The 26376-nt window shown below is 55.5% G+C and carries 18 protein-coding genes and 1 pseudogene; 6 read left to right on the forward strand and 13 right to left on the reverse strand.

The features are described from left to right. A pseudogene (locus tag AC0J4F_RS24485) lies at positions 1 to 1638 on the forward strand (hypothetical protein); the annotation flags it as partial. A gap of 184 nt (positions 1639 to 1822) precedes the next feature. Here the strand turns inward: AC0J4F_RS24485 and AC0J4F_RS24490 are convergent. Both AC0J4F_RS24490 and AC0J4F_RS24495 read right to left on the reverse strand, forming a co-directional pair. Continuing rightward, positions 1823 to 3394 carry a hypothetical protein gene (locus AC0J4F_RS24490; RefSeq protein WP_473026473.1) on the reverse strand — a complete coding sequence of 524 codons (1572 nt, stop codon included), beginning with the start codon at positions 3392 to 3394 and terminating at the stop codon, positions 1823 to 1825. Between the two features lie 518 nt (positions 3395 to 3912). Further along, the gene (locus tag AC0J4F_RS24495) at positions 3913 to 4467 is read right to left on the reverse strand and encodes an NUDIX domain-containing protein (protein ID WP_473026474.1); all 555 of its coding nucleotides are present in this window, start codon (positions 4465 to 4467) and stop codon (positions 3913 to 3915) included. Positions 4468 to 4628: 161 nt separating this feature from the next. Between AC0J4F_RS24495 and AC0J4F_RS24500 the strand changes: the two genes are divergently transcribed. Further along, positions 4629 to 5711: a hypothetical protein gene (locus tag AC0J4F_RS24500; protein ID WP_473026475.1), complete on the forward strand. Its 1083-nt coding sequence runs from the start codon at positions 4629 to 4631 to the stop codon at positions 5709 to 5711. A gap of 196 nt (positions 5712 to 5907) precedes the next feature. Here the strand turns inward: AC0J4F_RS24500 and AC0J4F_RS24505 are convergent, their stop codons facing one another. From AC0J4F_RS24505 to AC0J4F_RS24520, 4 genes are all read right to left on the reverse strand, one after another. Continuing rightward, entirely contained in the window at positions 5908 to 9249 is a 3342-nt protein-coding gene (locus tag AC0J4F_RS24505) for a class I SAM-dependent methyltransferase (RefSeq protein ID WP_473026476.1), read from the reverse strand. Positions 9250 to 9302: 53 nt separating this feature from the next. Further along, positions 9303 to 10949, reverse strand: a complete 1647-nt coding sequence (locus AC0J4F_RS24510) for a glycosyltransferase family 2 protein (RefSeq protein WP_473026477.1) — start codon at positions 10947 to 10949, stop codon at positions 9303 to 9305. Between the two features lie 91 nt (positions 10950 to 11040). Next, the gene (locus AC0J4F_RS24515; RefSeq protein WP_286183899.1) at positions 11041 to 12396 is read right to left on the reverse strand and encodes an ABC transporter ATP-binding protein; all 1356 of its coding nucleotides are present in this window, start codon (positions 12394 to 12396) and stop codon (positions 11041 to 11043) included. Next, a complete protein-coding gene (locus AC0J4F_RS24520; protein WP_133953406.1) occupies positions 12386 to 13183 on the reverse strand; it encodes an ABC transporter permease in 798 nt (265 codons plus the stop codon). The genes AC0J4F_RS24515 and AC0J4F_RS24520 overlap by 11 nt, the downstream gene beginning before the upstream one ends. Positions 13184 to 13563: 380 nt before the next feature. Here AC0J4F_RS24520 and AC0J4F_RS24525 point away from each other — a divergent pair, with 380 nt between their 5' ends. Beyond that, the gene (locus AC0J4F_RS24525) at positions 13564 to 14670 is read left to right on the forward strand and encodes an acyltransferase family protein (protein WP_133953408.1); all 1107 of its coding nucleotides are present in this window, start codon (positions 13564 to 13566) and stop codon (positions 14668 to 14670) included. A gap of 28 nt (positions 14671 to 14698) precedes the next feature. Here the strand turns inward: AC0J4F_RS24525 and rfbB are convergent, their stop codons facing one another. The 5 genes from rfbB to AC0J4F_RS24550 form a co-directional block, all read right to left on the reverse strand. After that, positions 14699 to 15751: a dTDP-glucose 4,6-dehydratase gene (gene rfbB, locus AC0J4F_RS24530; RefSeq protein WP_473026478.1), complete on the reverse strand. Its 1053-nt coding sequence runs from the start codon at positions 15749 to 15751 to the stop codon at positions 14699 to 14701. A 37-nt stretch (positions 15752 to 15788) separates the two neighbouring features. Next, positions 15789 to 16670 (reverse strand): glucose-1-phosphate thymidylyltransferase RfbA, encoded by an 882-nt coding sequence (gene rfbA / locus AC0J4F_RS24535; protein WP_473026520.1) that lies wholly within the window; start codon positions 16668 to 16670, stop codon positions 15789 to 15791. Then, positions 16670 to 17566: a dTDP-4-dehydrorhamnose reductase gene (gene rfbD / locus AC0J4F_RS24540; RefSeq protein WP_473026479.1), complete on the reverse strand. Its 897-nt coding sequence runs from the start codon at positions 17564 to 17566 to the stop codon at positions 16670 to 16672. Before rfbD ends, rfbA begins: the two co-directional genes overlap by 1 nt. Before the next feature lie 4 nt (positions 17567 to 17570). Then, on the reverse strand, positions 17571 to 18149 hold the full coding sequence (gene rfbC, locus AC0J4F_RS24545) for a dTDP-4-dehydrorhamnose 3,5-epimerase (RefSeq protein WP_133953414.1): 579 nt from the start codon (positions 18147 to 18149) through the stop codon (positions 17571 to 17573). 239 nt (positions 18150 to 18388) lie between these two features. Further along, positions 18389 to 19174 (reverse strand): hypothetical protein, encoded by a 786-nt coding sequence (locus tag AC0J4F_RS24550; RefSeq protein WP_473026480.1) that lies wholly within the window; start codon positions 19172 to 19174, stop codon positions 18389 to 18391. Positions 19175 to 19859: 685 nt separating this feature from the next. Here AC0J4F_RS24550 and AC0J4F_RS24555 point away from each other — a divergent pair. From AC0J4F_RS24555 to AC0J4F_RS24565, 3 genes are read left to right on the forward strand one after another with little or no spacing between them, the layout of a single operon-like run. Next, entirely contained in the window at positions 19860 to 20093 is a 234-nt protein-coding gene (locus AC0J4F_RS24555; RefSeq protein WP_473026481.1) for a hypothetical protein, read from the forward strand. A gap of 16 nt (positions 20094 to 20109) precedes the next feature. Continuing rightward, complete coding sequence (locus AC0J4F_RS24560; RefSeq protein WP_473026521.1) at positions 20110 to 21627, forward strand: type I secretion system permease/ATPase; 1518 nt, start codon at positions 20110 to 20112, stop codon at positions 21625 to 21627. Positions 21628 to 21639: 12 nt separating this feature from the next. Beyond that, positions 21640 to 22938, forward strand: a complete 1299-nt coding sequence (locus AC0J4F_RS24565) for an HlyD family type I secretion periplasmic adaptor subunit (protein WP_473026482.1) — start codon at positions 21640 to 21642, stop codon at positions 22936 to 22938. A 75-nt stretch (positions 22939 to 23013) separates the two neighbouring features. On the opposite strand, the gene AC0J4F_RS24570 is transcribed toward AC0J4F_RS24565, so the two are convergent. Together AC0J4F_RS24570 and AC0J4F_RS24575 are read right to left on the reverse strand one after the other, a co-directional pair. Continuing rightward, positions 23014 to 25017, reverse strand: a complete 2004-nt coding sequence (locus AC0J4F_RS24570; protein ID WP_473026483.1) for a M1 family metallopeptidase — start codon at positions 25015 to 25017, stop codon at positions 23014 to 23016. Beyond that, positions 25014 to 26291 (reverse strand): ChaN family lipoprotein, encoded by a 1278-nt coding sequence (locus AC0J4F_RS24575; protein ID WP_473026484.1) that lies wholly within the window; start codon positions 26289 to 26291, stop codon positions 25014 to 25016. Before AC0J4F_RS24575 ends, AC0J4F_RS24570 begins: the two co-directional genes overlap by 4 nt. Between the last annotated feature and the right edge of the window lie 85 nt (positions 26292 to 26376).

Below are 26376 nucleotides of genomic sequence, written 5' to 3' on the forward strand. Positions count from 1 at the left end.
ATGGCTACTTCAGACGATGGTCTTTATGACATCTATCGTTTTTTTAATACTCAAACCGGCGCGCACTTCTTTACGTCAAGTGAGTCTGAAAGGGACACCGTCCAGAACACGCTTCCTCAGTTTTCTTATGAGGGCAACGTTTTCGACAGCAATGCGGTCGAGGGCGCTACCGGATCCGTACCCGTGTACCGGTTCTACAACACCAATACCGGCGTGCATTTTTATACCGCCAGTGAAGATGAAAAGACCCAAGTAGAAAGTCTTCCAGGCTTCAACTTTGAGGGCACGTCCTACGTTGCTTATGAGTCGAGCACGAGCGCCACAGAAACCATGCCGCTCTACCGGTTCTACAACACGCAAACCGGCACACATTTCTACACCGTCGACGAGGCAGAAAAAGACAGCATCGTCGCCAACCTCCCGCAATATAATTTTGAAGGTGTTGCCTACTACGTCGGCGGCCCTGTGGAAGTGCAGCTTGACCTAACCACGACAAGTGGCGATGCGCAGACGCTCGTAGCGAATACAGCGACCTCGAGTTCGTTTAAGATCGGCGGCGGAACTGGAACACCAATAACGACTAGTGGCACCGACGCCTCTACCTATTGGACAGTCACAGGCGTTGAAGCTTCCGATAGATTCGAACTCACAACTACAACCGGGCCATCCGGTGGACCTGGGACGAACAATCAAGGCGACGGCGGTAATGGGGGTGTGACGTTTGATTTCGCACCGCTCACTAACTCCTCATCTAACACGCTGTCACTCACCTTGGCTGGTGGTGTAAATGTCAAAGGGGGCGATGGAGGTATCGGGGGTGACAATAGCTTCAGCTCCAGCCGGAGCGGTGATGGTGCAACTGCAATCAACGCTTCAAATTTCGAAACACTGAACATCACGTCCACCGGGAGTTCTGCGAACTCTATTCTCGGTGGTTCGGCTGGTTCGAGCCCTGACAACCAGCCCGGAACTGATGGAAAATCAATTGTTCTTGCTACCGGTGCAACAATATCAGTTTCAGGAACTCAGGCGCTTGACCTTGGGACCTTGGGTGGAAATGGGACAACCATCAATGCAGGCTCATTCGAAGGAAATTTGAGCGTCATCGCCGATAGCGGCAACAACACAATGACCGGTGGGTCGGGCAATGACATGCTCGGCGGCGGAAATGGTCAGGATACGATCACGCTTGGGGGCGGCAGCAATTTTGTTGTGATCTCCGACGGCGTTGATGTTTTGCTGAGTAATCGTGCGACCACAACCGTGACTGATTTTGAAGCAGGCAGCGACAAGATCAAGGCGAATGCAAACAATGATGTTGTCGGCAATCAAAGTGGTGCCGGATCAGCAGTCACAACGACAAACGGCAAGATCACTGACTTCAGTAATGGAAACCAGGCAAACAGCACCTTGGCGGAAAAACTGGCTCTGATCGAAGATGACGAAGGAGCCGGAAAAATCGGCACCAACGAAGTAGCGTTCTTTGAGCATGGCGGAAACACGTATGTGTATTTCGAAAACTCAAGTGAGAATGTGGACAATAACACAAGCTCAGACAGTCATGTCGTTGTCCTTACTGGTGTCACTGGCCTCACCAGCTTGACTGAAACATCTGCAGGTGAGTTTACTTTGGCGTAGCTTTAATCACACGCTATCGCATTTAGAAACAGGCGCTTTTGAAGTGCCTGTTTTTGCATTCAGATTTTGCGCTTTTCATTATTGAATCGGACGTGATCCGAGCGAAATAGATAAATAATAAGGTCATCAGCCATCTGGCCCGTGGGCCAGAATGGCTAAGGAAATGGCCGTCTAATCAATTCTATCAGACGAAGTCGACGTAATAGGCAACGCCTTCATCGTTGAATTGCGGAAGATTGGTGTTGATACTCTCGCGTTCTTCCGGGTTTGCGGTATAGACGTGCCCGCCGGTTTCCGTGTTGAAGAACCGGAACAGCTCGGTGTTGGAGCCATTGTCTTCCGCATAAGCGTAGTAAGCAATGCCTTCATAATTGAGCGACGGGCTGTTTTCGATCAGGTTCAACCGCTCATCCGCACTCGCTGTGTAGAAATGCGTGCCTGAGTCTGTGTTGAAGAACCGGTAAACGGCGATGCCGGTGTCGGCATTTGCATTGGTGCTAAACACAGCGCCTTCAAAGCTCATAATCTCATTGTTGGCGATCACATAGTCCTTTTCCTCCGCACTTGCAGTGAAGAAATGCGTGCCGGTTTCGGTGTTGAAGAAGCGGAAGATTTCCGTGGGACCCGTGTCTGTGACCGGATCGCAGCTGTAGTCCGCAATTGCAAACAAGCCATCTTCGAACTTCACGAACTCAACATCCCGCAGGAGATCCCGGTCTCCGAAGTCGCCGACAGCAATGAGGTCGTTGCAATCATCGACAAAGACATCATTGACCGACCCCTGGGCATAGTAGATATCGTTGCCCGCGCCGCCGGCCACATAGGAGGCAAGGCCCGTATCATAGAGTTTGTCGTGGCCGTCTGTTCCAGCTTGCTGGTTCAAGATCCGCAGGCCGCCTTCATTCGGCAGAACGATTATGGTGCCGCCGGTAACGCCATCAAGACCAAGCTGCGTTTCGAACGTTCCGTCGTTGTCCAGGTCCATCTCAAGGGTCGACCCGGTGCCATTCGCAGTAAGCTTCACCTGGTTCGCGTTCGAGATGCCGCCAATATCGATTTTCTCGCCGTATTCATAGTCGGTGATCTTTTCACCAGCGGCGATATCGCCGTCCAAGAACACAAAAATGTCGTCGCCTTCACCGCCGGTCAGCGTGTCGGCATCGGCACCACCGCGCAGCGTATCGTTACCGGTTCCACCATTCAGCGTGTCGGACCCTTCTTCGCCGGCGAGATAATCATTGTCAGCGCCGCCATTCAGGGTGTCGTTGTCGAGACCGCCTCGAAGCTCGTCATCTCCGGCATCTCCATTGAGCGTGTCGTTGCCGCGGCCACCGCCGATCAGATCCGGCCCGTCGCCGCCATTCAACGTGTCGTCACCATCGCCACCGACGATCGTGTCGGCACCGGCTGCAGCAAATACAACATCATTGCCCGCAAGTGCAAAGATGATGTCAATCCCGTCGGATCCTTCATGAAAGCTGATATCTTCCAGGTCAACCATCGTCGCGCTGGATTGATCCGGGAAGACAGCTGTTGATTCAGATGTCGAACCCTTGAGGATCGATATTTGAGTTTCAGGGTTTTGGCAGCAATTTTTGTCTACCTGCAAACGCCCCAGATGTTTTCCGTCGAGCACGATTTTCCAAACAAAGCTGCCGTCTTTGTCCAGATCGAGTTTCACGTAGGTTTGGTCTTTTTCTTTGTCGTATTCAAGTTTGACGTGCTGGGTATCTAGACCGATGCCGTCAATATTCATTTTCTCGCCGAACTCGTAATCGGTAATACGATCACCATCATTCAGCGTATCGGTTGCTCTATCCCTACTAAATGAGGTTCTGAAAAAGAACTCATCCTTTCCTTTACCTCCCGAAAGAACATCTAACTTACTTGTAGCATCAATATAATCGTCTTTGTCTGTTGCATTTAACTGTATTGTCATTTTCTCCTCCGGTGTCTGGAATACATAAGGAGAATACACGAATACAAGAATTACTCTGTGTTCAGGATCACGCATTTACGTTACGGAATATTCGTGGTTCTCGCAGGAGCCATCGCAGTGAATGGACAGTTCTCGCCCTTTTCGCGCACAAGCCAACCCAGACGCAGCAACGCAGGGGGCCAAGTTCGGGATTTGGTGTGGCTCCGGTTGAGGGAAGGGCAAGCAATCGCCCGCAGATGTTAGTAGCGGTGAGCGTTAACGGCGGGGCGATAGGCTCCGACTGCGATGGCAAACAGATCGGGTCAGCTATTGAGTACGCCCAAACCATGAGATGCTTATGCTTCGGCCTGTTCCGACATGCTCAAAAGACCAAGCGCGGCGATTGTTGGAGCGTCCTTGATCTTGCCAGAGCGGATCATCTCCACAAGCTCTTGCCGGGTGAAAGCCGCCGTTGCCATATCCTGCTCGCTTTGCTCCCGATTGGCCTGTCCCGGCACCAGCCCTCCGGCGAGAAAAACATCAAATCCCTGATTGGAAAAGCCATAGGCTTCGAAGAGATGGCCAAGCTTCGTCAGGGATTTGGCTTTAAAGCCGGTTTCTTCCTCCAGCTCGCCAAGCGCCACCTGTTCAAGATCCGCGCTTTGTACGCTCTCCCAGGATCCTTGCGGAAACTCCCAATACCGGCCGCCAACCGGGTAGCGGTATTGCTCGACAAGCTGAAACCGGCCATCGTCATGCCGAGGGATGATCAGCGCGAAATCCGGCTTGTCGACAACGCCATAGTTGCCCTCCGATCCATCCGGAAACCGCACCGCGTCCTCGTGAACCTGCATCCACCGGTTCTTGTAGACGGTTTTGCGGGAAAGCTTGCGGATATGCTGATGGACCATGGCCATATCTTTCAGGTGGTCGGGTCACAAGGTTGAGCTTCGACAGGAGGTCGGATATTAGGCATTTTTAACTGTGGTTAAAAACCGTAAAGCCATTGAGATAAATCATATTCATTATTTCATGACTGTGAATATTATCCTCCAAAATGATGGAGGAGCCAATGGTTGAGATCTTCAAGAACGATACAGAAGCGACCGCGACAGACTTAGGCACACTGGCGTTTGCTAGCAATCTACCCACGGATGTCATCGCGAAAACCAATATCTGGACATTCGATCATGTTTTCAGCGTCATAGACCCGCCAATCAGCGGCGATATTTACGACTACTATAGTTTCGACCCCTATCAACTGGCTTCAGTCCGGGTCAACTTCACAGCAAACTCCACGGGCGATTATGCGAACCTCGTGACTGTGATACCTGTTCAAGGCGTGTCCAAGATTGAAGGCCGCCTCAGTGGCGTCTGGACCGGTGGTGAGCATGTTAACTCTCCGTACGAGATTGCCGGTGAGGCATTCATTGATAACAATCTCGACGTCTTCAAGGCGGCAAATCCTCAGATTGATACGACAGCGCTTTCCTGGGGCCGTGATGAGTTTCCAGATTCCGAAGCAATTTGGTACCTGACGGGAGAAACAGTCATCCTTGAGGTTACGGGCTTCGAATTCGACGGCACAACAGATCAAATTATTGCCAATGGAAACAATCCTGAGCAGGTAGATTATCGCTTGGCGATAAACCCCCATGTCGGTGACATCCCGGATGTCACACTACCGGTTGATACGCCAGACGCAGACAACAGCCCGTACGAAGTCTACCGCTTCTACAACACGCTAACGGGGTCCCACTTCTTCACGACAAGTCAGACTGAACGCGACTCAATCATCACAAATACACCAACGATGACTTACGAAGGGAATGTGTTCGACTCCAACGCCACTGCGGCAAATGGCGGATCGGCAGTCTATAGATTCTATAACACTGCCACCGGGACGCACTTCTATACCGCCAACGCAGAAGAAGCCGCCAACATTTCCGCGAACCTGCCGCATTTCAATGATGAAGGCATTGTCTACTACGCGCATTCATCAGGCGACAGTGGCGGAACGGCTCTGTACCGGTTTTACAACACGTCGAACGACAGCCACTTTTTCACGACGTCAGTGACTGAACGCGACAACATCATTGGTACCCTCGGTCACTACAACTACGAAGGCGTTGCCTATTACGTAGATTTGGCATGACCATCGCTGCCCTATAAGCGGCAAACTCTTGCAAACCGCTAGGCCAGCAAACTGATGGGCATTTAAACACCCAACAGTTTGCTGGTTGTCTGACGCATGAATCCAAACCTCAGCCTTCAAACGGCCTGATCGAGATGAAAGCTGCCTGCGGCAATTGTCAGCATATAAGTCCGACTAGTCGAACCCGCGTGTCGCCTTATGCCGTCAACAACCGTGCGACAGTGGCATCGAACTGATCCGGCGCGCAGTCTTCGGACAGTTTTTTGAGGCTGCCGGTGCGGATCTTGGTCCAGAGCTCTTCATCCTGATAAAGGCGCGCGATCTGGGCGGCGAATTCCATAGCATCCTTGCCAACGAGAATGGCCTCATCATGAGCCCAGCCCAGTTGGCGGGCAATCAGCTCGGTGGCGACACAAGGCAGGCCGTGTGCAGCGGCTTCATGAACCTTGTGCGGGATACCGGCCGCATAGCGCGTTGGGGCAATGAAGATCCGGCTCTGATCATAGATCTCATCCAGGTTCTCCACCCGTCCGAGCAAATGGATATGCTCGGAGGCGAGCGTCTGGACCGTCCCAGATTCCACCTTGCCGACCACCTGCAAGGTGAGCGGCTGCTCAAGGCTGAGATTGACCTTGGGTAGAACCTCATTGGCAAACCAGACGAGGCTGTCAACGTTCGGCGTGTCATCGGCAACAAGGGCACCGACGAACAAAAGATTGCGGCGTGCTGAGAACGGCACATCGCTCGGTTTTGCTTCCAGCTTGTGCCCGAGGATCTCGACCACAGCCTTACCGCCGCCCCGGAAACTCTTGGCTTCTTCGCCGGAGACCGTTGCGATGATGCTTGCCGGTTGAGCAAGCGAGATTTCTTCGCTGACTAGAGCGTTCGCCCGGTCCATGGACATTGGCTTGCCCAACATCTCGGCTTTGGAAATGTCGCGATTGGCGAAGACGGCCTCCGCGTCATAGACGATGCGGACCCCGTTGAACGCGTCCGGGTGCTTGTAGAAAATCTTCTTGAAAATCGCCATGTTGTGCGGCCGGCTGATGATCAAAGCATCATAACGCGCAGCGTTCTGGACCAGATACTCCTCAAACCCGGTGACGCCAAATCCGCGTGCGATTTCCACGTTGTCTGGAAGCGATGCGTAGATGCTATCCCAGGCATCGTATGGGAATTGGAGCGGGTAGTGGGTCAGATTGTGACCCATTGCAATAATCGCCTCCACTATATCCGCAGCCCGCGGATAACCGCTTCCCATATGCCGGTATGGAACGCGATCATCGACCATTAGGACGGAGAGCGCGTCTTTCCGGCTGCGGCTTCGCGCCTTGGCGATGTTGTCTTCCGACGGCGCATATTGCCCCGTTAGCAAATCTTTGTGCCGCTCTTTGAAGACTGCATGATTTTTTTGCTGCTGCGCGATCGCCCAGTCACTCTTGGCCGCACTGCCGAACTCGAAGTGATCGATGATGGCTTTAGGGTCATAAACAACCCGGTAGCCCTTCTCCCACAAGCGCATGCAATAATCGGTCTCTTCGTAATAGGCCGGCGCATAGATCGTGTCGAACCCGCCGAGCTCGTCCCAGACCTTTTTCGGTGTCAGCAGGAACGCGCCGGAACAGTAGTCGACGTCCCGGACAAACATGACGTGTGGCGCATCTTCTTCATCGCCGCGTGCATAGCCGAGGCAGGTACCGTCGTTCCAGACGATGCTTCCCGCCTCTTGCAGGCGGCCATCCAGCAGCATGATCCGGCCACCGACAGCGCCAATGCCCGGGTCCGAGTCCAGGCGTTTGATCGCCGCCTCAAGAGTTCCGGGCCGCATCGTGGCATCGTTGTTAAAGAGAAGAATGTGCTCACCGCGCGCCAACTCGGCGGCCTGGTTCACTGCAAGAAGGAACCCGACGTTGTCTTCATTCTTGACAATCGTTGCGCCCTTGACCTTGTCAAGCAGCTCCTGCGTGCGGTCCGAGGAGGCGTTGTCGATGATGATCACTTCAAGCGTGACGTCGCGCTCCGATTGGAGAGACTTCAGGCACGGCAGGGTGAGCTCGGCATTGTTGTAAAGGACCAGAATGATCGACACCTTCGGTGAAAAGGCATTCGGCAGTCTGACCAAATCGTCACTTTCAAGGAACTCGTTCAAACGATCTTTTTGGAAGCTTCGGAAAAGATCCTTAGTTCCATGACCGCTAAGAGCAGCGACTTCTGTTATGATTGGCGCAACATTCTGCGTCGTAGCTGGAGCTCCAGACAGTGCGCGTGTGACCAAGGGTGTCACCTCGGCAGGATCAATGTTCGTCAGATCTTGGCCAATGAAGTAACGCGGAATATGCTCGTCCTGGAATTTTTGGCGTTCCAGCTGTTCAAACTTTTCGATCCGCGATGCCGTGATCTTGTCGACCACTTTTTGACCACCAGGCACGAAGGGTAGAACCTTCCTTGCTACGCGCCAACCAAATTTCACGACCGGCTTTAGTCCTGTTTTGAGGACGCCTAGATTTCTGGTTTTTATGTAACGCAAGGGGCGAGTAACCCGCCAACTTGTTGAGTTTCTCAAGGCGACCATATCGGCCTTGGCCTGAGCCAAATCGGCTTCTGTCTGCTTGGCCCGGTCGAGCTCGACATAGATCTCGGCAGCTTTGGCTTCCAGAACCTTGTAATCACCAAACAGGCGGCGGTTTTCCTCCTGCAGGGCTTTGACTTGATCCATCCGGCTTTGAACGAGCGAGTTAAAAAACTCGTTTTCCCAGCGCATTTTAGTCTGCTGGTCGTTGACTGATGTTTCCATCACGGTCAGACGATCGCGGATGCGGCTTTCTTCCGTTTCCCAGATTAGCCGGTTGCCGATATTGGCGAAGAAGTCGTGCACTTCGCCGCGCAAGGGGTCTTTCAGGCCGCAGAGCCAGGCCAGAGCAGGGGGCGGGGTCTCACCCACACACAGAACACCGAGACCGTTGCTGTGGGTGAATTCAAAGTGCGGGTACTTCTTGGTTAGTTCTCCCCACAGTGCCCAGACGCCGAAGTCGCCGTGGCGCACCACCGTGTCGTGAAACAGGATCACGCCCGATTTGCTCATTTTCGGCAAATAGGCTTCAAAATCCGCTTTCACCGCATCGTAGGTGTGCAGGCCATCTATATGCAGAAGATCAATGGAGCCGTCGTCGAAATCCTGGGCAGCATCGGCAAACCACTTCTGCACCAGCGTGGAAAAAGAGCTGTAAAGCGGGTCGTGATAGGCAGACAGTGCCTTTAGAACCTGATCTCCATAAAATCCCGCCTGGTGATCCCCCTCCCAGGCATCAACGCCGTAGCATTTCGTGTTGGTCCCAAAGCGTTCCACGCTTTCGCAGAAGGTGCAGTAAGACGCCCCTTCATGAACACCCAGCTCAACAAGCACCTCCGGCTTGGCCGCGGCAACAATCCAGCGCGCAAACGGGAGGTGACCATGCCACGCCGTTGTTTGCGTCAGATGTTTCGGCTTTACAAAAAGCGGCGCCGTAATCTCAAAAGACAGGAACTGATCAGCGGACATTGGGAACTCGGTCTGGGGAGGGATTAAGAGAGTTGGGACGAGCGGACGGCGGTCTATAGCATGTCCGGAACCCGATCAACATGCCAATACGGGCGGTATCTCAGGTCTTCACGCGCCGTAAAACCAGGGGCGGCCATCGACAAACACGGATGGAACTGCGGGTCGCGGCGCAAGGAGTTGAACCAGCGTGTCTGCATTCTGGCAACTTCCGCCAGCGCCCGTTCCCGGTTTTCCGGGTTCAGGTCATCGGTCCGGGTGGCAGATTCATGGTGAATGAGGGTCGCCTTCGGCTCTATGAGAACCTTGCGGCCAAGCTCCCGCAAGCGCAGACAATAGTCGACGTCGTTGTAGGCAACCTGCAAGGCCGGATCAAACCCCTTCATGGAGAGGAACAGATCGCGCCGGGTGAGCATGCACGCCGCCGTCACGGCAGAGAGTTCCTGGGCTTCGGTGCCCATGCCGGATGCCTGCATCCACGCAGGCCGTTCTTTCAAACCAAGGTGGGTTGCAATCCCAGCTTCGGCGCCGATCACCGCACCGGCATGCTGGATCCGGCCATCCGGATAATAAAGCAGCGCCCCAACGGCCCCGGCATCTGTTGATTGCAACGCCGTTACCATATGCCCGAGCCATTCCGGATCGGTCATCTCAATGTCGTTGTTCAGGAACATCAACAGCTCACCGTTTGCAGCTTCAGCCGCCTGATTGTTCAGGCTTGAGAAGTTGAACGGCGCATCAATGCGCAAGATACGGACATGCGCCTGCTTTGCCTTTTCAGCGAAGAATTCAAGCGTTTCCGGCTTTTCGCTGCCATTGTCGATGACGATGATTTCCAAATTCGGATAGTTCGTTACCTGCTCCAGGCCTTCAAAGACCTTCTGCATAAGCGCCAAACCATCGCGCGTTGGAATGATGACGGAAACCATGGGATGGGCAGAGACAGCTGGCAGTGCTCCGCTCTCCTGGTTTACGGCCTCGCTGCCTTTCACCGCGACCAGCGGATAGGGCAGGTGGGTCACCTGAGGAGCGGGGATGACACGCGACAACTGGACCAGAAGATCGTGATACCAACGATCGCCCTGACGGCCGTCCGGCTGAACGCGTGCCAGAATGTCCCGGTCAACGACAACAATGCCTCCAGTGGCATCGCGCTGCTGCAACAGTGTTTGATCCCAAGGCTTGTTCAGGAGAAGCGCTTCGATGTTCAGCGCGTCGTCCACCTCCACGGCATCACAGTAGTAAAGCATCGATTTCCGGTAGTGCCGGTGCTCCTGAACGATGGCCTGCAGAAATCCCTTGGACGGATACACCGGTTTGCCGATCAAGACGCAGAAGTCAGCGTCACTGCCGTGGAACATTTCGGCCAGCGCGAGCGACCAAATGCCATGGTTTCCGAGATCAAGCGCTGTGATCCGGTCGTCCTGTACCTCATAGAAATCGGCAATTTCGGAGACTTTTTCACCGCATGCGTCTCCACGCAGAAGAACCATATTCCAGTCCTGAAACGGCTGACTGAGAAGGCGGTCAAACACCTCCACCAGCATTTCCGGCGCGCTCTGATACGCCTTCAGATCCAGAAAGATGTCGAAGGAGAGGCCCGCGTCAGCGTCTCTCGACACCAGGTGGTTGAGGGTTTCGCGATCAAGATCGAAATTTCCCTTGCCCCACTTGAGCGCTTCAGCGTCTTGGATTCTAGCCAACCTACACCTCTTAAAAGAACCTCGCAGACCCATCCTGTATTGAGATGGCCGAAGCTGGTCCCGCAGTTTTATGTTTTACCGGCTAGGCCGGTCAACGATTAGTCTCGACCTTGATGTCCAGCATCGGAACGCCCATCAGGCCATGCGAGAAGTGGCTGGTCGGTACGCTCAGGAACATTGCGTCATCAATCCAGTGGTGCTGGATGTGATCGGCTTCCGTGCCTTCCGCAATCGCAACCGTGACCGAGAAGTCACCTGCGTGCAGATATGGCAGCTGGAAGGTAAAATTCGCCACCATGTCCTTGCCCGGTTTGATCGTGGCATCCTGATCCTTCAGGGTCAGGAAGGTGTTATCGCCAAAAAGGTTCTGGCCCAACCGGTCCTTGATGTAGAAGCCGATGATCGGCATGCCGATCTCGTTGATCGCCTTGGCTGTCACGCGCAGCGTTACGACCTCTCCGCCATAGACGACGGTCTTGCGCGTGCCTTCCTGGTCAACGACACAGACATCGACAATTTCAGCGCCCTTGTGCCCGGACCATTCCGCGCCGGGATCAAAATCGAAGACCTTGATCTGGTTGGCATATTCAGAGTTGCGCAAGAGTTCGTCCCGAGGATCCACCACGACCTGCGGCTTGATCTCCTCCGGCTCTTCCTTTTCCGCTTCGCCGGACCGGCTACTGATCTGGAACGTGCCCTGCTCGTCGTTGGCGGAATTGATCCCCGCCATGTAATGGCGGCAGACATCCTTGGCCGGTCCGATCTCCTTGACACGTCCGCCCTCCAGCCACACTGCCCGGTCACAGAGCTTCGTGGCCGCGGCAATATCGTGCGTCACGAACAGGATCGTACCGTGTTCCTTGAAGCGGTTGATGAAGCGCATGCATTTTTGGGTAAAGGCCGCATCGCCGACGGACAGGATCTCGTCGATGATCAGAATGTCGGCATCCACGTGGGCAGCAACCGCGAACGCAAGGCGGGCATACATGCCGGAGGAGTAGAGCTTGACCGGCTGATCGATGAAATCGCCGATACCGGCGAAATTGATGATGTCCTCATACCGGTCTTTGATTTCTTCCTCGGTCAACCCAAGGATCGAGGCGGCAAGGTAGACGTTTTCACTGCCCGTGAACTCCGGATTGAACCCGGCGCCCAGCTCCAGCAGCGCTGCAATGCGGCCGTGGCGTTTCACGGTTCCGGCGCTCGCTTCCAGCGTGCCGGTCACAATTTGCAGAAGCGTGGACTTGCCCGCGCCATTGCGTCCGAGCAAGCCGAGCGTTTCGCCCTTGCTGACCTTGAACGAGACGTCACTCAGGGCCCAGAACTCGCGGAAGTACTTTTTCCGGCCGCGCCACAGCATCTGCTTCAATCGATCTTCCGGCCGTTCATAGATCGTGTAGAACTTGGCCAGGTTGGAGATTTCCAGCATCACCTCATCAGACGACATCTGCAAAGCCCTTCTTCACTTTGTTGAACCACCAGCCGCTGAACAGGAAGAACGCCAACATCAGGCCCGTGATCAGGGCAAGGCCCAGGATATTGGGAACATTTCCGAAGAGCGTGATGGCGCGCAGCTGTTCCATCATGAAGGCGAGGGGGTTGAGGTAGATGAAGATCCGGAAACCTTCCGGGATCGCCTGGATCGGGTAAAAGATCGGGCTCAAAAACATGAGCATCGTCACAACAACACCGACAAGCTGCTTCAGATCCCGGATGTACATTCCAACGGACGACAGCAGCCAGACCGAGCCAACCACAAAGAGCATGAGCGGAAGCAGCACCAGCGGCAGGAAGATCATCGTCCAGTGTAGCGTTCCAATCAGGACAAGCTGACCGATCAGCAGCAATACATAGCTGATCAGAAAGTTGACCAGCGCCCCGCCAACCGACACCCAGGCGAGTGTGTCGAGCGGGAAGACGACCTTCTTGATGTAGGCGACATTCTCCAAAAGCAGGGTTGGCGCGCGGTTCGCACAGTCGGCAAACATCTGATAGATGATCAGCCCGCAAAAGAGGATCAGGGCAAACTGGCCCTTTCCAGTGACTTCCACATTCCAGCGGCTTTGAAAGACCACACTGAAGACGAATGTGAACACGAGCAGCAAAAACAGCGGCGTCAATACGGTCCACGCCATGCCGAGCATGGAGCCCCGGTAGCGGGCCTGCAGATCCCGCTTGACCAGGCGCCATATCAGTTTCCGATTATCGATAAAGCTCGATAGGATGGAGTGCATATTCCATTTGCCTTAAATGTGCCGACGCCCGGCCTCAACTCGTTTGGTCAGCCTTGCACCTGCCGCACACAGTGACGGTGCAGCTGCTTTTGCCGTGAAAGCCGCGTCTTGTCCTTTGTGACGTTCCAAAACACTGTCCAGCCATAGCGTCCGGTGTTCCGGCCCCAGATAGCTAAAACGCCAAGGGTTTGTTTCGACGGCGATATAGCAGGGCTCGGATTGGGACTCAATGTTTGTGATCAGTGTGAGGCAAAAGAGGGCGGGCGCACCGCAATGTGCGCGGGCTTCGCTCAAGTCCAGTAGACGGGCGAGCAAAAATCTGGAAGGGTTGTTGGAACACCATCAAAGCATTTGAAACTTTCGCAAAGTCGCCCGCCGAGATGATTGCACTTTTAGATCATAAGTTCTCTGAGGCCTTCGATCCGCGAAGCAACAATTTTGATCTTATCCGTATTGTCGCTGCCTGCCTGGTGATTTTCAGCCACGCATTTCCATTGCTGGCTCTGACTTACGAGCCAATTGCCGAACTCACAAATCATTACGAGACCGGTGGCGGCTTTGCCGTAAACGCGTTCATTGTCATCAGCGGTTTTCTGATCTGCCGGTCTTTGGAGCGGGCAACCATCATATCTTATGCCTGGTCGCGGTTCTTGAGGATCCTGCCCGCCCTTGCCGCCGTGACCCTGGCTCAGATGTTTGTGCTCGGCCCGATCTTCACGACCGTTTCCCTCTCAGACTACTTTTCGAATGCGTCCACATGGTCACAGCTGAAGAACCTGACGGTCTTCAACATGCAGTTCCGTCTGGAAACGATTTTTATGGATGTGCCGTTTGCGCAGATCGTAAACAATCCGCTTTGGACGCTGCCAATCGAAAGCTTCTTTTATATCTGTTTGCCGATCGCGTTTTTTTTCGGCCTGAAGGGCAGGAAGTATTTCTGGCTTGTCCCAGTCAGCTGTCTCACCGGATTGTACGTCATGGGACTGTCAGGGTGCTCATTCGCCAACCAGTGCGGTGCGAGCCTATGGACCCTGCAACACTACACAACGCTGCGGTTGGCTTGCTTTTTCTCGCTCGGCGCATCCATCTGGATCTACAGGCACTCAATCCCGCACAGTGGCTGGATCGCAGCCGGTCTTGTTGTCGTCCTGGCGCTGCTGCCGACGACTTACCTTTTTGTGCGGGATGTGGTGTTCGCCGTCTTCTACAGCTATCTCGTCATGTATGTCGGCTGCCTGCCGAAACTGCACATCAAGACATATGAGAAGCTGGGAGACCTCTCTTACGGGACGTATATTGTCGGCTGGCCAGTGCAACAGTCGATCCTGACGATCTTCGGGACGGGCTTTAATCCCTATGTCTTCGGATTGTTCGCGATCCCACCCTCGCTGGTGCTGGCTTACTTTATGTGGAACTACGTCGAAAAACCGGCGCTTGCTCTTAAACATCACCCGGTTTTGACACAGAGGATGAAGCGCGAAGCATAGAGCGCCCAAAAGGCGCTCGTACTCCTGCTTACTTCACCAGACCAAGGCGTGTTCCGGAGTACACCTTGTTGCGGAGCGGGCCCCACCACCAGTTGTTTTCCAGATACCACTTGATGGTCTTCTCGATGCCGGTGTCGAAGTTTTCTTCCGCGCGCCAGCCGAGTTCGGTCTCCAGCTTGGTCGCATCGATCGCATAGCGCGCGTCGTGGCCCGGCCGGTCTTCCACATAGGTGATCAGACGGTCGTGCGGCGCGGTCTTCGGGCTGTGCTTGTCGAGGATCGCACAGATCGTCTTGACCACTTCGAGATTGGTGCGCTCGTTGCGCCCGCCGACATTGTATTTCTCGCCAAGACGGCCCTTTGAGACGATCGTGTACAGCGCCTTTGCGTGATCATCGACATAGAGCCAGTCGCGCACATTCATGCCCGTGCCGTAGATCGGCAGCGGCTGGCCGTCGAGCGCGTTCAGGATCATCAGCGGGATGAGCTTTTCCGGGAAGTGATACGGGCCGTAGTTGTTGGAGCAGTTGGACAGCACCACCGGCAGGCCATAGGTCCGGTGCCAGGCGATCGCCAGATGATCACTCGCAGCCTTGGATGCGGAGTAGGGCGAGGATGGATCGTAAGGCGTCGTTTCCTTGAAGAGGCCATCGTCGCCGAGCGATCCGTAGACTTCATCGGTGGAAACATGCAGGAAGCGGAAGGTGTCTTTCTTTTCGCCTTCCAGGCTGTTCCAGTAGGCGCGCGCGGCTTCCAACATCGCCATGGTGCCGACCACGTTGGTTTGAACGAACTCCGCCGCCCCGGTGATCGAGCGATCCACATGGCTTTCGGCCGCCAGATGCATGATGTAGTCCGGCTGGAATTCTGCCACCGCCTGGATCATCTCCGGCCCGGCGCAGATGTCTTCCTTCAGGAACTTGTGGTTCGGCGCATTGTCGACCTCACGCAGGGAATCCAGATTGCCGGCATAGGTCAGCTTGTCGATGGTCAGAACCTCGGCCCCGACATTGCGGACAAGATGGCGGACCACTGCAGATCCGATAAAGCCGGCACCGCCGGTGACAATTACACGCGTCATTGTTTTGAACCCAATACCTTAAACTTACGTCTTGCCCTCAGTGGGCGTGGTGTTCGTCGTCGGCGACCTTCTTCAGATACTTGCCGTAGGCGGTCTTTTTGAACATCTCAGCGAACTTCAGAAGATCATCCTTCGACATCCAGCCGTTGAGATAGGAGATCTCTTCGATACAGGCGACGTTCATGCCCTGACGGTGCTGGATGGTGCGCACGAACTCGCCCGCTTCCAGAAGGCTGTCATGGGTGCCGGTGTCGAGCCAGGCGTAGCCGCGGGACATGCGCTCCACGAAGAGGTTGCCCGCTTCCATGTAAATCCGGTTGAGATCTGTGATCTCATATTCACCGCGTGCCGACGGTTTGAGGTTCTTGGCGTAGTGCACGACCTTGTTGTCGTAGAAATAAAGACCCGTCACCGCGAGGCGCGACTTTGGTTTGGCCGGCTTTTCCTCCAGCGAGATCGCCCGGCCTTCTGAATCAAGTTCCGCCACACCGTAGCGCTCCGGATCGTCGACCTCATAGGCAAAGACTGTGGCACCTTCGGTGCGGCTGGTCGCGCGATCCAGCAAAGTGGTCAGGCCGGCGCCATAATAGATGTTATCGCCGAGGATCAGTGCCACATCATCATCGCCGATGAACTCTTCGCCAAGGGTGAAGGCCTGAGCGAGGCCATCCGGGCTCGGCTGGATCTTGTAAGAGATCTCGAGGCCCAACTGGCTGCCATCGCCGAAGAGCCGCTTGTAGCTGTCGATGAAGTCCGGGGAGGAGATGATCAGGATCTCGCGGATCTTGGCGAGCATCAGAACCGACAGCGGATAATAGATCATCGGCTTGTCGTAAATGGTCATCAGCTGCTTGTTGACGGCGAGCGTTGCCGGATGAAGCCGGGTGCCGGACCCGCCTGCGAGAATAATACCCTTCATCACGATAAACCTTTTTCCTTGTCGCCCATCAGTTCCTCAACGGTGCTGGCCAGGGCGGCGCGCCATTGACAGGGCTCAATACCAAAATCTTGGGTCAGCCTGTACGTATCCAGCGCGGAATTCGCCGGGCGTTTGGCTGGTGTCGGATAGTCCTTGGTCGGAATCGGAGCGACGGCCGGAACAGCCAGGCCACGCGCCTCTAGGAGACGGAAGATTTCCGAGGCAAAGCCGAACCAGGTCACAGCCTCATCGCCGCAGTAATGGTAGACTCCGCTTGGCGTGGTCTTGTCGCCAAGCTGGCGCAGGACAATGGCTTGCGCTGCGCGGGCAATGTCCGGTGCTGCAGTCGGGCAGCCGGTCTGATCGTCCACGACGGTCAGTTGCGGCCGGTCGGCCAGGCGGATCATCGTCTTGACGAAGTTGGCGCCGATTGCGGAAAACACCCAGGCGGTGCGCAGGATCACATGCCGGCAGCCCGAGGACTGGATCGCCAGTTCCCCGGCCGCTTTCGACGCGCCATAGACACCTTGCGGATCAATCGGATCTGTCTCGACGTAGCGGCCGGTCTTGCCACCATCAAAGACATAATCCGTGGAGATATGAACCAGCGGAATGTCGAGCTCTTTTGCAGCCTCTGCAAAGGCAGCCGGGGCCAGACCGTTCACCTTGAATGCTGTCAGGAGATCATCTTCGGCCTTGTCGACCGCGGTATAGGCGCCGGAGCTGATGATGGCATCGAACCCGCCGTCCCGGACGTAAGTGCTAATCTGGTCAGCGTTGCTGAGATCAAGCTCAGAGCGGGAGGGCAGCACAAGTTCCGTGCCTTCCGGCCAGTTGAGATTGCCAAGAGAACCGCCAACCTGGCCCGTTCCGCCCGTGATCAAAATCCTGGTCATGATCTTATGGCTCGATCTCGACAAGTGTCATCGGCGTGCCGTCATAGTCGAACGGGGAGTCGAAGTCGGCGAGCCCTGGGTGCTGCGTGTCCTTGCCGCTGAGGATCGGCTCGGCTCCGTCAGCGAGCGGCCAATCAATTCCAATATCGGCATCATTCCACATCAGCCCGGCATCGTTTTGCGGCGAATAATAGTTGGAGACCTTATAGGTCACCTCGGTGTTGTCTTCCAGCGTCACGAAGCCGTGGGCATATCCAGCCGGAACAAGCAATTGATCGCCGTTTTCCGCAGAAAGTTCCACGCCAACCCATTTTCCATAGGTCGGCGAGCCCTTGCGGATATCGACGGCCACATCAAAGATCTTGCCGCGGATGCAGCGGACCAGCTTGTCTTGCGCAAAGGGCGGTGTCTGGAAATGCAGCCCGCGCAGCGTACCGGTGGGCACGGAAAGCGAGTGATTGTCCTGAACGAAGTCACAGGTAATCCCGAGCGGCTCCAGCTTTTGCTTGTTGTAGCTCTCGGTAAACCAGCCACGGTCGTCGCCAAAACGGCGTGGATGAATGAGTGTGACGTTTCCGCTCATATCTAAAAGTCGCTCACCTGAATTGGGATATTTAAATTGTCTTGGGACAGGGAGGCTCAGGCGCGTCTCCAATGTGCGATATATGCACAAAACGGTTGCCCCAAGCTCCATACCGGCTCTTGGGGCCTTCGCATACGATGAACCTGGGGGGAGGTCAACGGATTTAGCGGGTCTCGTCAGGCAAGGGCAGAGCAAGCCACCTTTGTTTCATTGGCGGGCGATGGCCCAAAAGTGCCCGCTTACGCCAAGTCGACGTAGTAAGCGACACCTTCATAGGTGTAGTGGCCAAGCGTGGAGATGATACTGTCGCGCTCTTCTGCCGAGGTCGTATAGAAATGCGAGCCGCTTTGGGTGTTGAAGAACCTGTACAGAGCCGTCCCACCGGCATCCGCTGTCTCGCTGGCATAATAGGCGATGCCTTCATAACTGAATTGGGGCAAGCTGTTTTGAATGCTCTGCGCTTCTGCGGCGCTGGCGGTATAAAAGTGAAACCCGTTGTCAGAGTTGTAAAACCGGTGAACCGCAACACCTCCGCCCGCTTCTGTGGCGTTTGAGTCGAAGCTGTTGCCCTCATAGGTCATCGTCGGGATATTTGTAATGACCGAATTGCGCTCTTCAATGCTTGTGGTGAAGAAGTGTGAGCCCGTCAGCGTGTTGTAAAACCGGTAAATCTGGAAAGGACTACCGTCCGAATCGGCGGTATCGACAGGCAGCGTGACAAAGGTTTCCGAACCGGAATCTGAGACAGACGTGTCGATCGTCGGTGTTCCGCCCGGATCGGTTTCGTGACCGAACCAGACATGCGCGATGCCTTTGTGCATGCCGATACCGATCGCGAGCCAATCCTGCAGCCAAGGCGATTGATTGGTGATGACATCGTTGTGCCCAGGCGATGACTGCCAATTCGCCAACGCATTTGCCGCCGTCATGATCGTGTTGGTCACAAACGACCCGGAAAAACCGGTGCTGATTTCGTAGCCGTTGCCCGTATAGCTTGTTCCTATGCGGCTGGGTGCATCCCACATATTGGTGTAGGTGCTTGAAGCGGAGCTGCTATAGGGTGCGTCGCTCCACGAATGCCCCTCATAGGCGCCGGTGTTGTAAACGGTTCCAGCACGTGCCGGCCGGCGGTCGCCGTCAGCCCGGCTGAGAGGGGAATGGTGCTCAGCCCGAGCGTCCCCCGGTAGTCCATAATTAAATTGTAGAGCGTCAGCTCATCGCCATCGATGGTGTCTTCTGACGTATTCAAGTAATAATTTGTTGCCATGTTGAGACTCCATCACCCGGAAATTGACAACCCCGGCACAGTCACAGCCCAATAACGCGAGCATTACAAACCCAAGCGCATTCCATGTCAAAAGGACTGTCAGCAAACTGCAAAGAGATTGCAAGCGTGAAACACCTCAAGCTGTAGGGTTTCCGATTGCGCGCATTAACTATTCTGTTAACCCTTTTCACATACTGAGGAGAGGAGCAACATCCCGGTTTTTGGCGCTTTTCAAACAGTGCCAGGCCAGCTGGCGCGTTGATTGACCCGGCGACAGTCACTTTACAGTCACAACCAATACTAATTCTTGAGACCATACGAAACACGCCGGTGCTTTCATTGCATTGCCACATTTAATCTTATAAGAACGTCGGCAAATTGATTTCGGCAATTTGGCGCCGAATATGGTACGTTTCTTCAGCGAAGCAAAATTAGGAACCCAAATGGTATCGAAGACACCGCTCCAGGCCGCTTACGGCAAATTTCGAGCCATTATTTTCACGACTTTTCTGTTCAGCTTTTGCATCAACATGCTGTTGTTCGCTTCGCCGATCTACATGTTGCAAATCTATGACCGGGTCTTGGGGAGCCGCAACGAAACAACGCTTCTGATGATTTCGATCATCATCCTGTTTTTGTTGATCATTTACGGTGTTCTTGAATTACGGTGTTCTTGAATTCATTCGCTCGCGTATGCTGGTACGTGCCGGACAGCAGTTTGACAACGTTCTGTCAGAGTCGCTGTTCAGCCGTGCGGTCAAGCTGCGCCTCTCCAACCCGAAAGCTGGCGCCGAATTCATTCTAGCCGACGGCGACAAGATACGTGAGTTCTTAACCGGCACTGGCATTCTGGCTTTCTTCGATGCGCCGTGGACACCTGTTTTCATTGCAGTGTGTTTCATCTTCCACCCTTGGCTTGGCTTCGTCGCCCTAGGCGGTGCGCTGGTCATTTTTGCGCTTGCAATCATCAACGAGTTTGCAACCAAAAAGCCATTGAAGGAAGCGAACACCGCATCGCAAGGCGCTAACCAATTTGCAGGGGCTGTTCTGCAGAACGCTGAAGTTATCCGCTCCATGGGTATGGAGAAAGCGCTTGGTGACCGTTGGCGTGACCGTCACGGTTCTGTGCTTGGAGCTCAGGCAGATGCCAGCGACAGGGCAGGCGCAATCCTGACCTTCCAGAAATTCTTCCGGATGACAATCCAATCCGCCATCCTGGGCCTTGGCGGTTATCTCGCGATCAAACAAGAAATCTCCCCAGGTATCATGATTGCCGCATCGATCATGATGGGCCGTGCCCTCCAGCCGGTTGAGCAGGGTGTCCAACAATGGAAGACATTTGTTGCCGCCCGGCAGGCCCATGCACGGCTGAAAAACCTTTTTGACACTGTCCCTGGTGATGAGCAGCGCACCGAGTTGCCTGACCCGAAAGGCGTGATCACCGCTGAGAACCTATCCTCTGTTCTCCCGGGCACGCGGACCGCGTTTTTAAAGAATCTAAATTTCGAGATCAACTCTGGAGAAACTGTTGCTATTATTGGACCATCGGGTTCCGGTAAGTCCAGCCTGATCCGCCACCTCGTTGGAGTGTGGCCTGCAGCAGTCGGTACGGTTCGTATTGATGGCGCTGACATTGCCCATTGGAATGCTGACCAACTCGGCCAACATCTTGGCTACCTCCCGCAAGAGGTCCGGTTGTTTGCCGGAACGATAGCTGAAAACATCTCCCGCTTCACCGGTGGTGAATCCGAAGATGTCGTCAAGGCCGCTCAGCTAGCCGGTGTACACGACATGATTCTGCGCCTGCCGGACGGGTATGAAACTCAGGTCGGAGACAATGGTCAGCAGCTCTCCGGCGGTCAGCGCCAGCGCGTCGGTCTGGCCCGGGCGATGTTCGGGATGCCGCGCATCATGATCCTCGATGAGCCGAACTCAAACCTGGATAGCGATGGTGAAAACGCGCTTCTGGAAGCCATCAAGGCGATGAAAGAGCAGAAGATCACCGTTGTGCTCGTCACACATAAGACAAATCTCCTTGCCATATGTGACCGGGTTCTGGTGATGCGCGAAGGTCAGATGCAGGCCTTCACCACACCACAAGAACTGTTCAAACCGGCCACAGCTGCCAACGCACCAGCACCGCAACCAGCAGCGGTGCCGGCAACCGTCCCAGTTGGCCAGGTCAAGGTTCCGGCTCAAAAGCCGGCGTAAAGAGTGATGACTATGAAACAAAAACGGAAAGCCAGTGCCAATCCGCGGCCTTTCATCATTGCCGGCTACGCGACGATTCTTCTGACGTTCGGTGTCGTTGGCGCATGGGCCGCGATTGCCAAACTCGACAAGGCGGTGATCGCATCCGGCGAAGTTGAAGTCGAAGCGAACCGCCGCGAAGTTCAGCACTTGGAAGGCGGCATCGTCAAGAAAAAGGACGTCGCCGAAGGCCAGGTTGTCAAGGCGGGCGATGTCCTCATCGAACTGCGCGACGTCGAGGCACGCGCTGACCTTCAAGTGGTAACGATCCGCCTGCGGATTGGTGAAGCGGTGGAGGCCCGACTGAGGGCAGAGCGCAATTTGGAAGACCACATTGAGTTCAAGGAGTCCCTGCTCGCCGACAAAACACCGGAAGTCGTCGACGCGATCGCGGACCAGCAACGCATTTTTGACGACCGTACCTCCATCCTGAAATCCCAGCAGGATATCCTGACAAACCGCGTCGAACAGCTGAAACGCGAAAAACTTGGACTTGGCGAACAAAAAGAAGCATACGAGTCTCGTGCTAAAGTCCTCCTGGGCCGGCTTGACCGCCTGAGAGAAGGTCTGGAAAGTGGTTCGATCCAAAAGAACCTCTTTGCGACCTATGAGGACGAATACATCGAGGTGAAAGCCTTCGTTGCCAGCATGGACACCGAGATTGCCAAGGTCGAAAAATCGATCGGCGAAACCGAGTTCCAGATGCTGCAAACGCGTCAGGAATTCCGGGAGCGCGCCTCGACCGAATACAAGGAAATCTACGGCCAAATCCAGGAACTGCGTGAACAACGCAAGGTCGCTCAAGACGTTCTCGACCGGACGAAGATCCGCGCGCCGATCGACGGTGTGGCTCAGAACATCAAACTGAACGGGTTTGTTATCCAGCGCGGCCAAACGCTGCTTGAGATCGTTCCGGACACGGATGAGATGATCATCAACGCGCGCGTCCAGCCACTGGACATCGACAGTGTGTCCGAAGGCCTGACTGCTGAAGTAAAGTTTACCTCCTTCCCGTCGCGGCTGATGCCGATCATTGAAGGCGAAGTGCTGACCGTTTCCAGAGGCACCATCACCCCAGAAGACACTCGGCAGACCCCGTATTATCTCGCCCGGGTTCAGGTTAGCAAAGATGCGCTACCCGAGGATGTACGCGGCCGTCTCAGCGCCGGTATGCCCGCCGATGTGCTGATCACCTCCGGTGAGCGTACGGTGGTCGACTACATGATCTCTCCGATCACGGACGCGATTTGGAAGAGCCTGCGCGAAGAATAAACAGCGCGGATGGTTCACGACATTGAGAGCTCAAAACGGCGGCCCTTGGCCGCCGTTTTGATTATGGTCTGAGCCTTACTGCGTCAGGTGTTTCATCAGCGGGCTTGAGGTCACGGGCCAGATACCTCTTTGAGGGGCTTTGCCGCCGCCCAAAACCACATAACTTTGCCGCCCATAGTGCCGGAGAGACCCGCTCGCGGACCGCAAGGCTTCCGCATTGTTCGCTGCAATGAATAGAACCGGTAACTTCGCTGGCGACCGGGCCGCCCAAGCGGTCAATTCGCCTGCTGTTAAGTTGTCTGGAACCGGTGAGATTGCTTTGTCTTCGGCGAATTCCGCCAGCTCTGCAGACTCCCCCACAACGATCAACGGACGTGAACCCACCTGTGTGAGATCAGGTGCCTCCGCGACGATTTTCGCTGTTGATCCGCTGTCCATCAGGCTGTTTGCGAGACCCAACGCCTGATCCGTTAGCCCATCATCATCATACAGGCTGAGCATTGTGACGCTGGGAGCGAGCGTGATGTCACGCATAATCGGCATTGTCTCGCCGGGAAGCAATCGGCGGAACAGGTCAAAGTCCGGATCAACATGAACCCTTTTGACCGGTTCGCCGGTCCGAAATTCAAGAACGGCTTCTTGTCCATCAAGCCGCTTCAGTTCACGTATGGTTTCCGACGGCGTTTCCAGCTCCACCGGCAGTAAGAGCGAATAGGCCGGCGTGCTTTGCCGAATCGTCACCCTTGTCAGGTAGTCGTTGCCGGTTTGCTCCGTTTGAACATCGGCAAGTGTCAGCTCGGGCGCACCAACGCGATTCAGCAACTGATCGAAAAAGGCAGTCAGGTCCTTATCTGCGACCGTTTCAAAAACGCTCTTCATGTCTGACCAGCTGGCCATTTCATACCTGTAATCAGACCAGAACTGCTGCAGCCCTTTTTCAAAGCTCTCTTGGCCGATCTCCATTTCCAGCATGTGAAACAGAAAGGCGGCCTTATTATACCCAATGATTTGCGCGGCCTGATGCTCTTTCCCGATGAAATCCCGGACACGCTCATCCCGGGTTTCCGGCAAGGCCGCATAATCGCGGAGCCATTGCAGCCGCATGGTTTTGGCAGCCTCAGACCCTTGATCCTTTGCCAGCCCATAATCCGCCATGAAGGTGGTGAGGCCTTCCGACCAGTTGCCGCTCGGATAATCGACATAGACCCCGTTGCCCCACCAATTGTGCAGGACTTCGTGAGCCAGCGACCGGCCTTTCATGAAGGGCAGGGGCACGATCATCTCGCCGATATACGTCAGATTGACAAAGGCCAAACCGACGGGCAGTGGCGAGGAAATGATATGAAAGTCTTCATAGGGGTAAGGTCCGATTTCCGCGCTGAAGCGGGTGAGATAGCGCCCGGCAGCATCCAGATAGTCGTTGGAAAACCGGGCTATTTCCACCGGAAAGTAGGTCCGCACCCGAATGCCGCCGACGTCCCGCTCACCTATGTCATAGCGGCCTGCAAACAGAGACGGTGCCTCAAAGGCTTTTTCCGACGCAAAGACCGCTGTGTAGCTGTCCGCCGTTTCCGTTTCTTGCAATATCTTGCCGGGTGAGACGGCCTTGGTCCCCGCCGGTACCGAGACGCTGAGGCGGTAAGAGAACGGCGCAGACCCGTCCCAAGGAAACCAGTCGCTGGAGCCAGACAGGAATGCGCCGTCCGCACCTGAGACCGCCGATCCGGCTCCACTGCGCCGGCCACCGGAGGCCAGCGCCGGGATTGTGCCGCGTGCGCTGATGACCAATTCGTGTGGTCCAACATCGGAGAGCGGAACCATGATACCTCTTTGCTGCGGCGTGAAAGCGTGTGCACTCCCGCCAACGGTAACGTCTTCGATAGTCAGCCAGTCCGCCCTGCGGAGGGCAAGTGGCCCGCCGTCAACTCCGGTGATCGTAACCTCAACGCTCAACGCGCCGCTTTCTGGATCAAGCTTGGCGGTGATGTCGTAATGCGGCAGCTTCGCGCGGTCTTTGGCAACGACTGTGCCGGTCAGACACAAGAAAACAGCGAGCGCGATTTGAAGGGGGCGGATCACTGAACGCTGTCCCGAACAGAGGGAAACTTCGCAATCAGCGTCAGACGTTCTCCGTTCCGCTCCACATCAAGCGGCAACCACGTGCCCGGGGCCTGGCGCTGAATGATCTCCACCAGATCGGACGGGGTGTTCAGCTCTGCTCCGGCGGCGCTCAAGACGATGTCGCCTGCGCTCAATTCCGCGGCCTCCGCGATGCTTCCGGCGACCACTTCGCTCAGCAAAAGCCCGCCATTGGGCCCCTGTTGAATGGCCACGCCCAGGCGTGGGCGGTTTGGAACGGGCACGTTGTCCCCGCGGTCCTCAACAAGGAAAACCGCATCAGCCACGTCCGACTCCAACCCGGCACAGGCCCGGTCACGATCGACCGGCACAAGTGAAGTCACAGCTGAGACGCCCAGATTCGCCAGCTGATGCGGGATACCGAAGCCGCGCTCCACATGCCCGCGCCCGACAATCCCGACCACAACATCCTCTGGGTTCGCCTCGGCAGACTGCGCCAAAGCTTCCGCCATAGCGCGATCCCAGGTCAGTTGTGCATCGACAAAGTTCTGAAAGCCATCCGTTTCAAGGACATCCTCCACAGTCTGCGCGACTTCAGACGCATCCCGGCGATGGGCTGCCGCGGCGAGATAAATAGAGGCAAGGTTCCTGGCATAATCCGGCTGTGCTGCTGCCGGCGTGGTGATCCCGTCGCGCGCGTCTTCCGGCACCGCGTCCCAGCCGTTCCGGCCAACGCGGGAGATCAGGCTGCGGTCAACATTCAGCGCGATCATCGGAATGCGGTTCTGCCGGGCGAACTCAAACAGCGGCATATATAGGTCGGCATCATAGCCCCAGACCTCCGCCCAGTTCGTCTGGCGCAGAAAGTCGCCTTCAGACAGCTTCCCGGCCGACCAGTCATCGAGCACTGGTTGCACGCTGCGTGGAAAAGCTTCGAACCCAATCACCAGCTCCGGCACCAAGGCATAAAGCCCGGCCAGGGTCTGCAGCTGCCAGAGATGATCTTCTTTTGCGGTGTGCGTTTCTCCGAGCAGCACGACCCGCGATCCGGCTGCCTCCACGAGCACGTCCCGGTTCGTCAGTCGAGCATTTGAAGAGGGGGCTAGCCACTGACCCACATCCCGGCAGAGCGCTGGTTCAAGCGCTGTCCCGGTTGTCTGCGGCTCTGTATCAGCGCGCGCGCCCGGATCGGCGGTAAAGATCGTCAGTGCGAGCACCACAAGGGCAAAGGCCCCAATAGCAACCCGGATCGAGAGACTGGATAGTGTAATCAACGTAGTTATCACCTTATCTACGGGCCCCAAGATTGCTGACGAAAGAGATTGGCCTCAAGTGAGCCGTGCTACCGAAAACCACTTG

Source organism: Roseibium sp. R5 (assembly GCF_055755305.1).